Source organism: Sorangium sp. So ce128, from assembly GCF_051525245.1.
GTDB classification, from domain to species: domain Bacteria; phylum Myxococcota_A; class Polyangia; order Polyangiales; family Polyangiaceae; genus Sorangium; species Sorangium cellulosum_B.
In genome coordinates this window covers 6138756-6151639 of sequence record NZ_CP150313.1, presented here as the reverse complement: position 1 = coordinate 6151639, position 12884 = coordinate 6138756, and the positions used below count along the sequence as shown (strand labels likewise).

General features: G+C 72.9%; 12 protein-coding genes. 7 read left to right on the top strand and 5 right to left on the bottom strand.

Translation table 11 applies throughout. From position 1 onward, the window contains the following. Positions 1 to 71: 71 nt before the first annotated feature. Together WME82_RS23245 and bioB are read left to right on the top strand one after the other, a co-directional pair. Positions 72 to 1124, top strand: a complete 1053-nt coding sequence (locus tag WME82_RS23245) for a type IV pilus twitching motility protein PilT (protein ID WP_438044592.1) — start codon at positions 72 to 74, stop codon at positions 1122 to 1124. A 134-nt stretch (positions 1125 to 1258) separates the two neighbouring features. After that, a complete protein-coding gene (gene bioB / locus WME82_RS23240) occupies positions 1259 to 2308 on the top strand; it encodes a biotin synthase BioB (RefSeq protein WP_437747671.1) in 1050 nt (349 codons plus the stop codon). Here bioB and WME82_RS23235 read toward each other — a convergent pair. From WME82_RS23235 to WME82_RS23220, 4 genes are all read right to left on the bottom strand, one after another. Continuing rightward, positions 2250 to 4007 carry a mechanosensitive ion channel family protein gene (locus tag WME82_RS23235; protein ID WP_438044591.1) on the bottom strand — a complete coding sequence of 586 codons (1758 nt, stop codon included), beginning with the start codon at positions 4005 to 4007 and terminating at the stop codon, positions 2250 to 2252. The two genes, bioB and WME82_RS23235, sit on opposite strands and share 59 nt — an antisense overlap. 183 nt (positions 4008 to 4190) lie before the next feature. Next, positions 4191 to 5381, bottom strand: a complete 1191-nt coding sequence (locus tag WME82_RS23230; protein WP_438044923.1) for an HRDC domain-containing protein — start codon at positions 5379 to 5381, stop codon at positions 4191 to 4193. 17 nt (positions 5382 to 5398) lie between these two features. Continuing rightward, the gene (locus tag WME82_RS23225; protein ID WP_438044590.1) at positions 5399 to 6394 is read right to left on the bottom strand and encodes a matrixin family metalloprotease; all 996 of its coding nucleotides are present in this window, start codon (positions 6392 to 6394) and stop codon (positions 5399 to 5401) included. After that, positions 6381 to 7079, bottom strand: coding sequence for a hypothetical protein (locus WME82_RS23220; protein WP_438044589.1), 699 nt, complete (start codon positions 7077 to 7079; stop codon positions 6381 to 6383). Before WME82_RS23220 ends, WME82_RS23225 begins: the two co-directional genes overlap by 14 nt. A gap of 123 nt (positions 7080 to 7202) precedes the next feature. Between WME82_RS23220 and WME82_RS23215 the strand changes: the two genes are divergently transcribed. The 5 genes from WME82_RS23215 to WME82_RS23195 all read left to right on the top strand — a co-directional run bounded on the left by WME82_RS23215 (position 7203) and on the right by WME82_RS23195 (position 12158). Beyond that, positions 7203 to 7985 carry a thiazole synthase gene (locus tag WME82_RS23215; protein ID WP_437747667.1) on the top strand — a complete coding sequence of 261 codons (783 nt, stop codon included), beginning with the start codon at positions 7203 to 7205 and terminating at the stop codon, positions 7983 to 7985. A gap of 300 nt (positions 7986 to 8285) precedes the next feature. Beyond that, on the top strand, positions 8286 to 9551 hold the full coding sequence (locus tag WME82_RS23210) for a glycosyltransferase (protein WP_438044588.1): 1266 nt from the start codon (positions 8286 to 8288) through the stop codon (positions 9549 to 9551). A gap of 262 nt (positions 9552 to 9813) precedes the next feature. Next, positions 9814 to 11085, top strand: a complete 1272-nt coding sequence (locus WME82_RS23205; RefSeq protein WP_438044587.1) for a glycosyltransferase family 4 protein — start codon at positions 9814 to 9816, stop codon at positions 11083 to 11085. 106 nt (positions 11086 to 11191) lie between these two features. Continuing rightward, positions 11192 to 11509, top strand: coding sequence for a tetratricopeptide repeat protein (locus WME82_RS23200; protein ID WP_438044586.1), 318 nt, complete (start codon positions 11192 to 11194; stop codon positions 11507 to 11509). A gap of 31 nt (positions 11510 to 11540) precedes the next feature. Further along, positions 11541 to 12158 (top strand): thiamine phosphate synthase, encoded by a 618-nt coding sequence (locus WME82_RS23195; RefSeq protein ID WP_438044585.1) that lies wholly within the window; start codon positions 11541 to 11543, stop codon positions 12156 to 12158. A gap of 34 nt (positions 12159 to 12192) precedes the next feature. Here WME82_RS23195 and WME82_RS23190 read toward each other — a convergent pair whose 3' ends face one another. Next, positions 12193 to 12786, bottom strand: a complete 594-nt coding sequence (locus WME82_RS23190; protein WP_438044584.1) for a Uma2 family endonuclease — start codon at positions 12784 to 12786, stop codon at positions 12193 to 12195. Between the last annotated feature and the right edge of the window lie 98 nt (positions 12787 to 12884).

Here is a 12884-nt window from a genome sequence, read left to right as displayed (position 1 = left end):
TCCAGATGGGCTTTCGGTTCGTGCAGCCGCGCTTTGGGCCGGTCGGGTTCCAATTTGGTACCTTGCCCCCCGTGACGACGCCGTACACCTCCGAGGCCTTCCTCCATCAGCTCCTCGGCAAGGCGCTTGCCGCCCACGCCAGCGACATCCACCTCAAGGTCGGTCAGCCGCCGGGCGCGCGGGTGCGCGGCGACATGGTCTACTTCCGCGTCGACAGGATCCGGCCCGAGGACAGCGAGGCCGCCGCGCGGGTGCTGCTCGCCGGGCGCCCTTCGCGCGAGCTGCTCGCCACGCTCCAGGAGCTCGACGCCGCGTACGTCGTCCCGGGCCTCGGCCGGTTTCGCGTGAACATCTATCGCCAGCGCGGCTCGCTCGCGATCATCCTGCGGAGCATCCCGCTCAAGATCCCGACGTTCGAGGAGCTGGGCGTGCCCTCGGCGGTCCGGGCGATGGTGGAGCACGATCACGGCCTCGTCCTCGTCGCGGGCACGGCCGGCAGCGGCAAGAGCACGACCCTCGCCGCGTTCGTCGGGCACATCAACGCGACCGTGCCGCGCCACATCGTGACCCTGGAGGATCCGATCGAGCACGTGCACGAGGACAACCGCTCCAGCGTGAGCCAGCGCGAGATCGGCGTCGACACCGCGGATTTCCCGACCGCGCTGCGCTCCGCGCTGCGGCAGGACCCGGACGTCGTGCTCATCAGCGCGCTCCGCGACGGCGAGTCGCTGGATCTCGCGCTTCACGCCGCGGAGACCGGGCACCTCGTGCTCGCGGCGGCCAGCTCCGCGGACGTCACGCGCGCGCTCGGGCGGCTGATCGCGCTCGGCAAGAGCCCGAGCGAGGTGCGCGACCGGCTGGCCGACTGTCTCCAGGGCATCGTCGCGCAGCGCCTGCTCCCTCGCCGCGACGGCGCGGGGGAGGTCCTCGCCGCCGAGGTGCTCGTCGGGACGGCCGCGGTGCGCGAGGCGATCCGCCGGCCGGAGGGGAGCCCGTCGCTGCGCGAGCTGATGGAGAAGGGGGTCACGCCGTACGGCATGCAGACCTTCGACGCGCACCTCAGGCAGCTCGTCGCCCAGGGGGCGATCGCCAAGGAGACGGCGAAGGCGGTGACGGCGCTCTAGAGGCGGCAATCGGGCCAAGACCGCCAGAACAGAGCAGAATTTCGAACCGTCGAGGACGCCGAGGACGCCAGGAGCTCCCTTCCCAATCGCGCCTTGCTTGCGGCGGCGCCTCAAGCCCGGCTATGAGCGAGCCCATGCTCGAAGGGATCGAACGAGAAGCGGCGGAGCACAGGAATGGATGCAGCGGCCCGGCCGGGCACGCCCCGTCGGCGGGCGCGCCCCGCCACGACTGGACCGTCCAGCAGGCGGTCGCCCTGCACGACCTCCCGCTCTTCGAGCTGATCGACCGCGCCCGCGCGGTCCACCGCGCGTTCCACGGCGAGCACGAGGTCCAGCTCTGCACCCTGCTCAGCGTCAAGACGGGCGGCTGCCCCGAGGACTGCGCCTACTGCCCGCAGTCGAGCCACTACGAGACCGAGGTCGGGCCGGAGCGCATGCTCGACGTCGGCGCGGTCCTCGCCGCCGCGGAGCGCGCCCGCGACGGCGGCTCGACGCGGTTCTGCATGGGCGCCGCGTGGCGCGAGGTGAAGGACGGCCCCGCCTTCGAGCGCGTCCTCGACATGGTGCGCGGCGTGAAAGCCCTCGGCCTCGAGGCGTGCTGCACGCTCGGCATGCTCACCGACGACCAGGCGCGCCGCCTGAAGGAGGCCGGCCTCGACGCCTACAACCACAACCTCGACACCTCGCGGAAGGCCTACAAATCCATCATCTCGACGCGCACGTACGACGAGCGGCTCGTCACCCTGCGCAACGTCCGGCGGGCGGGCATCACCGTCTGCTCGGGCGGCATCATCGGCATGGGCGAGTCGATCGCCGACCGCTGCGAGATGCTCGTCGAGCTCGCGCGCCTCGACCCCCACCCGGAGAGCGTGCCGATCAACGCCCTCGTGCGATCGCCGGGGACGCCCCTCGAGAGCCTCCCCCCGGTCGATCCGATCGAGTTCGTCCGGATGATCGCGGTCGCGCGGGTCATGATGCCGCGCGCGATGGTGCGCCTGTCCGCGGGGCGGACGGAGCTCTCGCGCGAGACGCAGCTGCTCTGCATGTACGCGGGGGCGAACTCGATCTTCTACGGAGACAGGCTGCTCACAACGCCGAACCCCGGCCAGGACGAGGACCGCGCGCTCATCGAGAAGGCGGGGCTTCAGCCGATGGCGCCCGCCGCGGCGCGCGCTGCCCGTTAGCCGGACCTCCCGCCGCGGCCCCCTCCGGCTGCGGGAGCTCCCCTCCGCGCTGCGCGACGTGCAGCGTGTGCGTCGGGTACGCGAGCCTCGACCCGGCCATGTCGATGATCTGCAGGAAGGTGATCAGCATCGCCTGCCGGACGTCCCGGAACTCCGCGAAGTCGCTCGTCTGGAACCAGGCCATCACCTCGACGTCGAGCGACGAGGGGCCGACGCCGATGAAGCGCACAACGACGTCCTCGGTCCAGATCTTCGGGTGCTCCCGCAGCGCGCGCTCGCACTCTTCCACGATGGCGCGGAGCTGCTCGGGCGACGTGTCGCGATCGAGCCCCAGCACGCAGGCGAGGCGGATCCTGTCGCGCGCCGTGAACGACTCGATCTGGAGATCGGCCAGCTTGCCGTTCGGGATCGTGACGACGGTCCGGTCGAGCGTGCGGATCCGGGTCGAGCGGAGCCCGATGCTCTCGACCGTGCCGAGGAGCGCGTCGACCTTCACGAAGTCGCCGACCTGGAACGGCCGGTCGATGCCGATCGCGACCGAGCCGAAGAGGTTCTCCACCGTCTTCTGCGCGGCGAGGGCCAGCGCGACGCCGCCGATGCCGAGGCCGGCGATGAGGCTCGCCACCGGGTAGCCGAGCTCCGAGAGCACGGCGATCACGCCGATGATCACGATCGAGACCTTCGCGATCCGCCCCATGAGCGGCACGAGCGAGCGCGCCGCGGGGTTGTCGCGCGTCGCGGGGTCGGCGAGCAGGCGGCCGCCGCCGATGTCGATCGCGCGCAGGGCGAACCAGAAGACAGCGACGAAGACGCCGGCGCGCAGCACCTTGTCGAGGAACTCCTCGGCCGGCAGGTAGAGCCCGAGCCACGGGAGCGCGGCCGCGATCGCGAGGAGCGCCGTCGCGAACGTGAGCGGGCCGCGCGCCCCCCCGTGGAGCAAGTCGTCGAGCGTGGACTCCGTACGGGTGATCACGCGGCGGAGCCCGGCGCGGATGAGGTAGCTCAGCACCGCGCCGACGAGCCAGCCGGCCAGCGCGAGGACCGGCAGCGCGAGCCACTGCCACCAGAGCAGCTCGCGCGGGCCGGGGCGCAGCAGCGCCGGCGGCAGGTGATCGCGGAGCCAGCGATCTTCGAGCCGCGCGTACCACTCGTCGACGCGCTCCACCGTGGCGCGCGAGAAGATCCAGCGCACGCCGTCGGGCGTCGTGCGCCGCACGAGGCGCACCGGCTGGGACCCCGTCCGCGTCGGGATCTTGCCGAGCTGCTCCACGCCGGCCCCGAGGTTGTCCTGCGTGTCCCCCTGCGGCTGCGGCGAGAGCGTCTCCACTTCCAGCCAGAGGTGCCGATCGAGCACCGCCTTGAGCTTCTGCGCGAGCGCCGCGCCGTTCGCCCGTGGCGGCACGTCCAGGTAGCGCGCGGCCTCGGCGTAGTCGCCCGCGCGGCACAGCTCGACGAAGCTGCGCATGGAGGCTCGAGGCGAGTCGGGCGCGACGGGGGTCGCCTCCGGCTCCGGGCCGACCTCGGCGTTCGCCGCGGGCGGCGGCGACGGCGGGGGCGGCGGAGCGGACAGCTCGCCGGCGCTCGCTCCCAGAAGGGCGCACCCGAACACGAGCGCGAAGGCGAACGCGGCGCGGAGCCACATCGCCGGCGGCCAGAGGCGGAGCCGCCTCGGCGCCTTGGGATGATCGGTCGAGGGCATGGGCCCTGCTATTCCATCGCCCGGCGGCTCTGTCGACCGGGCGGCGCGCGCCACGTGCGCTCGCTCGCAGCGGGCTCCACGTGTCGGAGATCCCGCAGGGGATCGCGGACGCGCGGAACCGACACGCGGAACCGACATGCGGAACCGACACGCGGAACCAACACGCGGAGCCGACGCGCGGCGCTACCTCGCGGCGGCAGGCGGCTCGCCCGGCTGCGCCGCGGCCACGAGCGCCGCGAGCGCGCGGCCGTAACGCGCGAGCCGTGCCGCGCCGAGCCCCGGGATGCGCGCGATCGCGGCGGCGATCGCCTCGTCTCCGGCGTGGCCCTCCGCCAGCGCGATCTCCGCGAGATCCTGCGCGCAGTGACCGGGCAGCACGACCTGCTCGTCCACCTTCCGCGCCTTCGCCTCGGCCCTGCGCCACGCCGCGATCCGGGTCTCCACCGCGCGCCGCGTGGCGAGCTCCTTCCTGGGCGGGCGGGCTTGCTGGAAGAGGGCGCGCTCGTCCTCGGGCACGTCGCCGTCGCTGCGCCCCTGCTCGATGGCGCGGAGCCACGCCGCGACGCACGCGGCCGCCCGGCCCGCCGCGGCCCCGCGGATGGCGCGCACGTCGTCTGCGCTGGCAGGCCTCCGCTGCGCGAGCTCGAGCAGCACGTCGCTGGCGACGATCTTGAAAGAGGGCACGTCGGCCCCCTCGGCGGCGGCCTCGCGCGCCGCCACGAGCCGCCGCAGGATCGCCCGGCCCTGCGGATCGAGCGCCTGGGCCCCCTTGATGCGCGCGTAGGCGGGCCGCGGATCGCGCGGCGGCCCGAGGGCGGTCGCGAGCTTGTAGGTGCACTCCTCCTCGATCTCCTCGTCGATCCCGAGGGCGCGGCTGCGCTCCGCGAGCCGCGCGCGCAGCGGGAGCAGGTGGCGCACGTCGTCGGCCAGGTAGCGCAGCTCGGCGTCCTCGATCGGCCTGCGCCCCCAGTCGTGCTGCTGGAGCTGCTTGTCGACCTTCACGTCGAGCTCCGACAGGAGCAGCGCGGCGAGCCCCGTCGCCGCGCACCCCAGCATGCGCGCGGCGACCGAGGTGTCGTGCGCGCCAGCGAGCGGCGCGCCCGCCTCGGCGAGCATGCGCGCGTCGAAGGTGAGGTCGTGCAGCACCTTGGGCGGGCCCGCGGCCCCGAGGAGCCGCGCGAGCGGCGCGACAGGCACGCGGAGCGCGTCGACGACCCCTATCGCGATGCCGTCCCCCTCGCGGAAGGCGAGCTGGACGGTGCAGAGCCGCGCCCGGTACGCGAACAGCCCGTTGGCCTCCACGTCGACCGCGAGCGCGTCGGCGCGGGCGGCGCGCTCGACCAGACGGGCGAGCTCGCCTTCGCGCTCGACCAGGACGGGAGGGCTCTGGCTCAGCAGGCCTCCTCCCGGCCCGCCCGCGCGGCCGCGCCGCGCCGCGCCCGCACGGCCACGCCGACCAGCGCGAGCGCCGCGAGGACGAGCCCTCCGCCGCGCCCGCGCTGGCCAGCATTGCCGCGCGGGGCCGCGGCGCAGCCGTCCGACTCCTTCACCTCGGGCTGATCCGCGGCGCACAGGGCAGAGAAGCCGTGGCGCGGCGTGGGGTTGCAGCCGTCGATCGGCTCCCCGGGCGGGTACACCGCGCAGATCCCGTCGCGGTCGTCCTGGGAGAGGTCGCGGAGCCCCGGCCGGTAGCCCGCGACCATGGTCGCGCTGGGCTCGCTCGAGTGCGAGAGCCCGAGAAAATGGCCGGCCTCGTGGGTGGCGATGCTCAGGAGGTCGAACGAGCCGTTGTCGTCGCCTTGCGAGAGCGCCACGTCGAACGAGTTGACCTCCATGTCCGCGTCGTAGATCTCGCCGGTCTTGAGGTGGTAGGTGACGGTCGTGAGCGCGAGGGTGTTCCCGCTGTCGACGTACGGCCACCCGTCGTCCCGGAACATGACGATGTTCGCGTTCGCCTTGCGCTTGTTGTACTCGTGCGCGTCGCACGCGACCGGGCCCAGGTAGGTGACCTCCATGCGCGGGGTCTGCCCGTCGCCGCAGTCGGCCCCTGTCCACGCGGCGAACGCCTGCTCGAAGATCGCCTCCGCCTCCTGGAGCGACACCTGGGCGGAGGCGTCCTCCTGGAGGGAGTAGCTCACGCACGGCGAAGGCCAGGCGAGCGGGGTGCCGCAGTCGTTGCCCTGCGGCGGGGTGCAGACCGCCGCGGTCTCCGCCTCCCCCGACGCCGTCTTCTCCGGCGGACAGACGCTCGTGCGGCAGAAGGCCAGGGCGTCCCCGGGGTAGGCGAGCGCCGCGGCGACGAGCGCGCTGCAGGCCGCGGCGATGGCGTGGGCGCGCGCGGGGCGGCGCGCGCCAGCGGGGCGCGGCGCGAGGTCACTTCTGCGCATGCTTCGCCTTCCATGCCTGGTTCACCGCGTCGATCGCCGTGTCGAGCGCCGCGCCGATGAGCTGCTCGCGGGCCGAGATCGCGGGGCCCGGCCGGGGCAGGACGGTCCCGCTGTCGGGGCTCGCGGCCAGCCGCCGCACGGCGATGCGCCGCGCGCCGGCCCCGCCTGCGACCCTCGGCTTCTCCTCGCCGTCGACGACGGGGTAGTGGCCCTGGGCCATCCCGGAGACGACCAGGGCCGAGCCCACCTTGGAGACGAAGACCATCGCCTGCGCGCCGACCGCGATCTGCGCGTCGCCCGACACGTGCTGTCCGACGTCCCCGACCACGCCCCCGAGCGTCCTGACCCAGACCTCGCCGTCGGGCTGTCCGGCCACGGTCCGGTCGATCGACAGGCGGGTATAGGTGACGATCCTCCTGGCCCCGCCGAGCTCTTCCCACTGGCTGCGCTGCTCGATCGCGGTCGCGACCACGACGTACGAGGCCGCGGCGACGAGCTCGTCCAGCGAGAGCTGAATGGCCACGGCCGCCTGCGCCGCGCGCGGACCGGACAGCAGCGCGCCGGGGCTCGCCTCGGCGCGATCCTGGCTGGCCCGCGCGCGGCTGTCCGCTGTCGGGAGGGGCGTGAGCGTGAGCGCTGGGGGCAACGCGACGAGGAGGGCTATGCCAAGAGCTCTGGGAGACATTGGCGCAAAGATACCATGCTGCCGGGCGAGGCGCGCCGGAAGCGCCGGGTTTCGTCGACGCGCTGGACCCTGTGTCCCGGTCCGACTAGCAGATCGTCTGGGTCGAGACCCGAGGAGCCTGCGATGACGAGCGACGCGTTGACGATCGGCAGATACACGTTCACTTCCCGCCTCTTCGTGGGGACGGGCAAGTACAAGGACCTGGATGAGACCCGTCGCGCGCTCGAAGCGTCCGGCGCGGAGGTCGTCACGGTGGCCCTCCGCCGCGTCAATTTGAAGGAGCGGGGCGAGGGGTCGATGATGTCGCTGCTCCAGCAGGGACGCGTCACGATCCTGCCGAACACGGCCGGTTGCGCCACCGTCGAGGACGCGGTCCGCACCTGCCGGCTCGCGCGCGAGCTCGGTCTGTCCGATCTCGTGAAGCTCGAAGTCATCGGCGACGAACGGACGCTGTTCCCGGACAACGAGGCGACGCTCGAGGCGGCGCGGATCCTGGTGAAGGAGGGCTTCACGGTGCTGCCCTACTGCATGGATGATCCGATCGTCTGTCGTAAGCTGGAAGACATCGGGTGCGCGGCCGTGATGCCCCTGGCGGCGCCGATCGGCAGCGGGCTCGGCATCCGCAACCCGTACAACCTGATGATCATCCGAGAGACTGCGAAGGTGCCGGTGATCGTGGACGCGGGAGTCGGGACAGCGAGCGATGCCGCGGTGGCGATGGAGCTCGGGTGTGATGGGGTATTGATGAACACGGCCATCGCGGGCGCGCGGGACCCGATCTTGATGGCGCAGGCGATGAAGGACGCGGTGAGGGCCGGTCGGATGGCGTACCTCGCGGGGCGGATGCCGAAGAAGCTCTATGCGACGGCGTCATCGCCGGAGCAGGGCAAGATCGCCGCGCTGTAGCGCGGCGCTGCGGGTGTGGCCCCGCACCTCGCTCTCCGCGCGCTCGCGTTCCCGGCGTATCTCACCGATGCGGAGGCGCTCGCGGGCGCGATGAGGGATGATGAACGAGCAACTCCGACGTCCAGCACGGCGCTGCTGCGACGCCGCCAAGTCAAGCGAACAGCATCCGCATGTCATGATACGCTCACCTACCTGAGCCAAAATGACACGGAACGCTCATCGCACGGTCGACACGCTGTGGTGGCGCGTCACGGCGCTCCGACGACGACCGCGGCGACCTGACGGTCCGCTCAGGAGAATATGAGCAAGCCCAACGTCTGCATGGTCGTGAACAACCTCGAGGTCGGCGGGCTCGAGAAGGTGGTGCTGAGCCTCCTCGATCGCCTCGGCGATCACGGCTTCGACCTCTCGCTGATCTGCCTTGACGGTGAGGGACGGCTGTTCTCGGAGGTGAAGCTCCCGCGCTCGAAGTGCCTCGTGATCACGAAGGACCTCCGGCCGGTGCTGCCGGGCCTCAAGAGCGATCCAGAGGCGCTGCTCTGGATCCGGCGCTTCTTTCACCAGCGCTCGGTCGATATCGTCCACGTCCACAACCGTGCTCCGCTCATCTTCGCTGGCTTCGCGGCGCGCCTGCTCCGGAATCGGCCGCTGGTCGTCTACTCGGAGCACAACCAGATCAACCGGGCGAAGGGCTTCGATCGGCGCAAGTTCGGCTACTACGCTTACCTCGCCGACGAGATGGTCGCCGTGTCGCACGACCTCAGGCGCATCCTTGTCGACGACGTGAAGGTCCGCGCGCCGGTCCGTGTCATCCACAACGGCATCGACGGGACGCGCTTCGCCCGCGCCCGCGAGGGCGGCGCGGGCGCGCGCATCCGCGCGGAGCTCGGCATCGGCGAGCGGGAGTTCGTGTTCGGGTGCGCCGTGGTGCACATCGAGCAGAAGGGGCTCCGTTACCTCCTCGAGGCGGCGCCCGAGGTGCTGCGGCGCGCGCCGCAGGCGCGCTTCGTCATTGCCGGCGATGGCCCGCTCCGGCCGGAGCTCGAGCAGCGAGCCAGGGACGCGGGGCTCGGCGACCGGGTGATCTTCCCCGGGTATCGCTCGGACGTGCCGGAGCTCGTCTCCGCGTTCGACGCCTACGTGCTCCCGTCGCTCTGGGAGGGGCTGCCGCTCGCGCTGCTCGAGGCGCTCGCGCTCGGCAAGCCGATCGTGGCGAGCCGCGTCGGCGGCGTCCCCGAGATCGTCGAGCACGGCGTCGACGGGTTCCTCGTCCCGTCGAAGGACCCTGGCGCGCTGGTCGAGCACCTCTCGCGGGTCGCCCGCGACGGGGAGCTCCGCGAGCGAGCGCGCGCGCGCGGCCCCGCGAAGTTCACCGAGCAGTTCAGCCTGGAAGCGATGGTCGACGCGCACGTGCGCCTGTTCGACGAGCTCATCGCCAGGCGGCGCGGGGGCGACGCCCCGTCCCGGGCGCGCGCGTGGTCGACCCCCGCGGGGGCCTCCGGGCCGGCCGCTGGACGGGACGACGGCAACGGACGGGTTGGTCAGCGGGTCGGTCTGGACGTGTAACGACATACGATACCAGGTGAGACCGAATCGAACCTGACCACGGCGAATACGATGCTGAGCGAGGCAAAATGGGACATCGAACGATGCTGAGCGAGGCAAAATGGGGCGCTGAGCTAGGCTGAGCGAGACTGAGCGTAGATTGGCGGGATTGACGAGACTGAGCGAGACTGGCTAGACCGAATACGAGACCGAGCGCGAACGACGTCCTCTTTCGAGGCGCTCGCCGACTCGGCTCGCTCGAGAGGAGGAGCCCTTGCGGCGGATGCGCGTTTTGCTGATCACGAAGATCTTTCCGAACGCGGTTCACCCGGACGAGGCGCCGTACAATCGGCGGCAGTTCGCCGCGCTGTCGCGCTACTGCGACGTCCGGGTGCTCGCGACGATCCCGTGGTTCCCCGGGATAGAGCGCCTCTCGAAGTGGCCTATCGGCGCCAGTGCGCCGCGCGAGGAGGTCATCGACGGGCTGCCGGTCAGGCACCCGCGGTACCTGTACGTGCCGAGGATCGCGCCCGTCCTGAACGGCCCGCTGTATGCGGCGTCGATGCTCCCGGAGCTCATCGGGCGCGGTCCGTTGCCCGACGTCATCGTCGGGGCCTTCGCCTACCCGGACGGCTTTGCCGCGGTCTGTCTGGGGCGGTTGCTCGGGGTGCCGGCCGTGATCAAGACGCACGGCTCGGACATCGACGTGATCCCGCGCGACCGGCGGATGCGGCGGCCGCTCGGCTGGGGGCTCACGCGCGCCGCCCGGGTGGTCACGGTCAGCCGCAAGCTCGCGGACGGGGTCGCGGCGCTCGGCGTGCCGCGCGATCGCATCGACATCGTCATGAACGGCGTCGACGTGAAGACGTTCCAGCCTCGCAACCGCGCCGAGGCGCGCGCCGCGCTCGGCAAGTCGCCGAGCTCGCGGCTGATCGTCTTCGTCGGTCACCTGAGCCGCGACAAGGGCGTGCTCGATCTGATCGAGGCGTTCGAGCGGCTCGCGCCGGTCCACCCGGACATCGAGCTGGCGCTCGTGGGCAGCGGCGCCGAGGAGCAGGCGTGCAGGGCCGCCGCCGCCCGTCTGGGCGGCCGGCTGACGGTGACCGGCTACTTGCCGCACGATCAGGTGTCGCTGTGGCTCGGCGCGTGCGACGCCCTCGCGCTCCCGAGCAAGCACGAGGGGACGCCCAACGTCCTGCTCGAGGCGCTCGCCTCGGGGCGCCGCGTTGTCGCGACGAGCGTGGGGGGCATCCCCGACGTCCTGCGCAGCGCCGAGCTCGGCGAGCTCATCCCGCCGGGGAACCCGGGCGTGCTGATGGAGGCGCTGCTCCGCGCCGCCCGGGCCGACTACGACCCGGCGCGGATCGCGGAGCTCGCCGGCAGGCGCGACTGGGACGACAGCGCGCGCGCCCTCCACGAGTCGCTCCTGCGCGCCCGCGGCGAGCCCCTGTCGAGCACCGGCGGTCAGGACGCAGGCGACGCGCCCTTCGGCGCCCCGGCCTCGAAGGGCGGGTTCGAGAACGGCGCCGCCCGGACGGGCGCCTCCCTGAACTAGCCCCGTCACCGGCCGCCCGGCCGAGCGGGCCCGCGCGGCTCGGCCGGAGGAGCGGCGTCGCCGGGGCCGCGGCGTCCTCTTGACGCTCGCGCTCGTTCATCGGCGAATGCCGCTCGTGTTCACCGGCTTCCGCGCGGCCTTCGGCTCGATCGCGATCTTCGCCGCCGTCGCGCAGGCGCCTTACCAGTGCGCGAGCGAGGTCGACCCGGATCGTCGCGTGTACGAGGACCCGAGCGAGGCCCTGTATGCGCTGGCCGAGCGCTTCAAGGCGAGCGGCGATCGCCGCGCCCAGGTCGACACCTTGCGCTTCCTGGTCGAGCGGTATCCTGCCAGCCGGTTCGCCCGGATGGCCCGGCAGGATCTCGAGGCGCTCGGCGAGGCGGGCGCCCCGGCGGAGCGCCCCCCGGGCGACGGAGCGCGATGACGCGCCGCCGCTGGCGCGCTGGAGGACGCCCATGCTCACCCCGAGGTTGACCCTGATCACCCAGGCGGCGGACGTCCCGGAGCCGGTCTTGCTCGCGCGGCTCTCGGCGTTCGGCGCCCTGCCCCCCGAGGCCCGCGCCCGCGTGGCGGTGCAGCTCCGCGATCCCGAGCTCTCCGGCGCGGCGCTCCACGCGCTCGGCAGGCGCCTGCGCGACGCCACCGCCGCGCTCGGCGCCTCGTTCCTCGTCAACGATCGCCTGGATCTCGCGCTCCTCCTCGGCGCGGACGGCGTCCACCTCGGCCGCCGCTCGGTCGCGGTGGCCGACGCGCGCGCGTTGCTCGGGGCGGGCGCCTTCGTCTCCGTCGCGTGCCACGGCGTCGACGACGTTCTCCGGGCGGCCGAGGCCGGCGCGGACGCCGCGGTGCTCTCGCCGATCTTCGCGACGCCCGGCAAGGGTCCGCCGCTCGGCCTCGCGGCCCTGCGCGAGGCGCGGGCGCGCCTTGCCGCGGCCTCGCGCAACGTCGCGGTCCTCGCCCTCGGCGGCATCGACGCGGCCTCGGCGCCGGCCTGCCTCGCGGCGGGCGCGGACGGGGTGGCCGCCATCCGCGCCGACTTCGGCGGCGCGCTGCCGGCGCCGCGCGCGGGGTGAGCTGCGGCTCCGCGCCGCCCGGCCCGGCCGGCGATCACCGCGCCCAGAGGTCGGCGAGCGGCAGCTCGATCGCGTCGAACGGCTCGGGCCGCACGAGCTCGTCGCCTTCGTACGTGTCGAGCAAGGACCACCGGCCGTCGTCGAGCCGGTAGGCCTCGAGCGTCTGCGCGACCGGGTTGATCAGCCAGGCGTGGCGGACCCCTTCGCGCCGGTAGATCCGCATCTTCTTGCCCCGGTCGACGCGCTCGGTGCGCGGGGAGATCACCTCGCAGACCCAGTCGGGCGCGACGTCGTAGTGCGCAGGCGCGTCCTCCGGGCCGAGCGGGTCGGGCATGCGCTCGCGACGCCAGCCGGCGAGATCGGGGACGATCTTGTCGGGCCGCGCTCCCAGGTGGAGCTCGGGCTCGTCGAGGATGACCCAGCCGCCAGGTCCGCCTCTACCGCGATCGAAGGGGCCCGTGAGACTTGAGCCTAGGAGCGACGCCGTCCGCGTGTGCGGCCGCGCTGGCCGCGGGAACGTGTACAGCTCCCCGTCGAGGATCTCGGCGACCATCTCGTCCGGCACGGCCTGGAACGCGGCCTCCACCTCGGGCGCGTTGCCTGGAAATAGCGGGTGCTGCGCGCTCATCGGCAGATCCTAGCACCCCTGCCGTTCATCGCGCGCGCTCCGCGCCGGCCCAGCGCTTCCCTCGACGCTGGCAATAGGCCTTGCTACTAGGCCGGGCC

What these genes read in the sequence shown, in the direction of transcription:
- bioB (WP_437747671.1), top strand. Translation starts at nt 1,259, where the DNA reads ATGCTCGAAGGGATCGAACGAGAAGCGGCGGAGCACAGGAATGGATGC.
- WME82_RS23235 (WP_438044591.1), bottom strand. Translation starts at nt 4,007, where the DNA reads ATGCCCTCGACCGATCATCCCAAGGCGCCGAGGCGGCTCCGCCTCTGG.
- WME82_RS23225 (WP_438044590.1), bottom strand. Translation starts at nt 6,394, where the DNA reads ATGCGCAGAAGTGACCTCGCGCCGCGCCCCGCTGGCGCGCGCCGCCCC.
- WME82_RS23220 (WP_438044589.1), bottom strand. Translation starts at nt 7,079, where the DNA reads ATGTCTCCCAGAGCTCTTGGCATAGCCCTCCTCGTCGCGTTGCCCCCA.
- WME82_RS23215 (WP_437747667.1), top strand. Translation starts at nt 7,203, where the DNA reads ATGACGAGCGACGCGTTGACGATCGGCAGATACACGTTCACTTCCCGC.
- WME82_RS23210 (WP_438044588.1), top strand. Translation starts at nt 8,286, where the DNA reads ATGAGCAAGCCCAACGTCTGCATGGTCGTGAACAACCTCGAGGTCGGC.
- WME82_RS23205 (WP_438044587.1), top strand. Translation starts at nt 9,814, where the DNA reads ATGCGCGTTTTGCTGATCACGAAGATCTTTCCGAACGCGGTTCACCCG.
- WME82_RS23200 (WP_438044586.1), top strand. Translation starts at nt 11,192, where the DNA reads ATGCCGCTCGTGTTCACCGGCTTCCGCGCGGCCTTCGGCTCGATCGCG.
- WME82_RS23195 (WP_438044585.1), top strand. Translation starts at nt 11,541, where the DNA reads ATGCTCACCCCGAGGTTGACCCTGATCACCCAGGCGGCGGACGTCCCG.
- WME82_RS23190 (WP_438044584.1), bottom strand. Translation starts at nt 12,786, where the DNA reads ATGAGCGCGCAGCACCCGCTATTTCCAGGCAACGCGCCCGAGGTGGAG.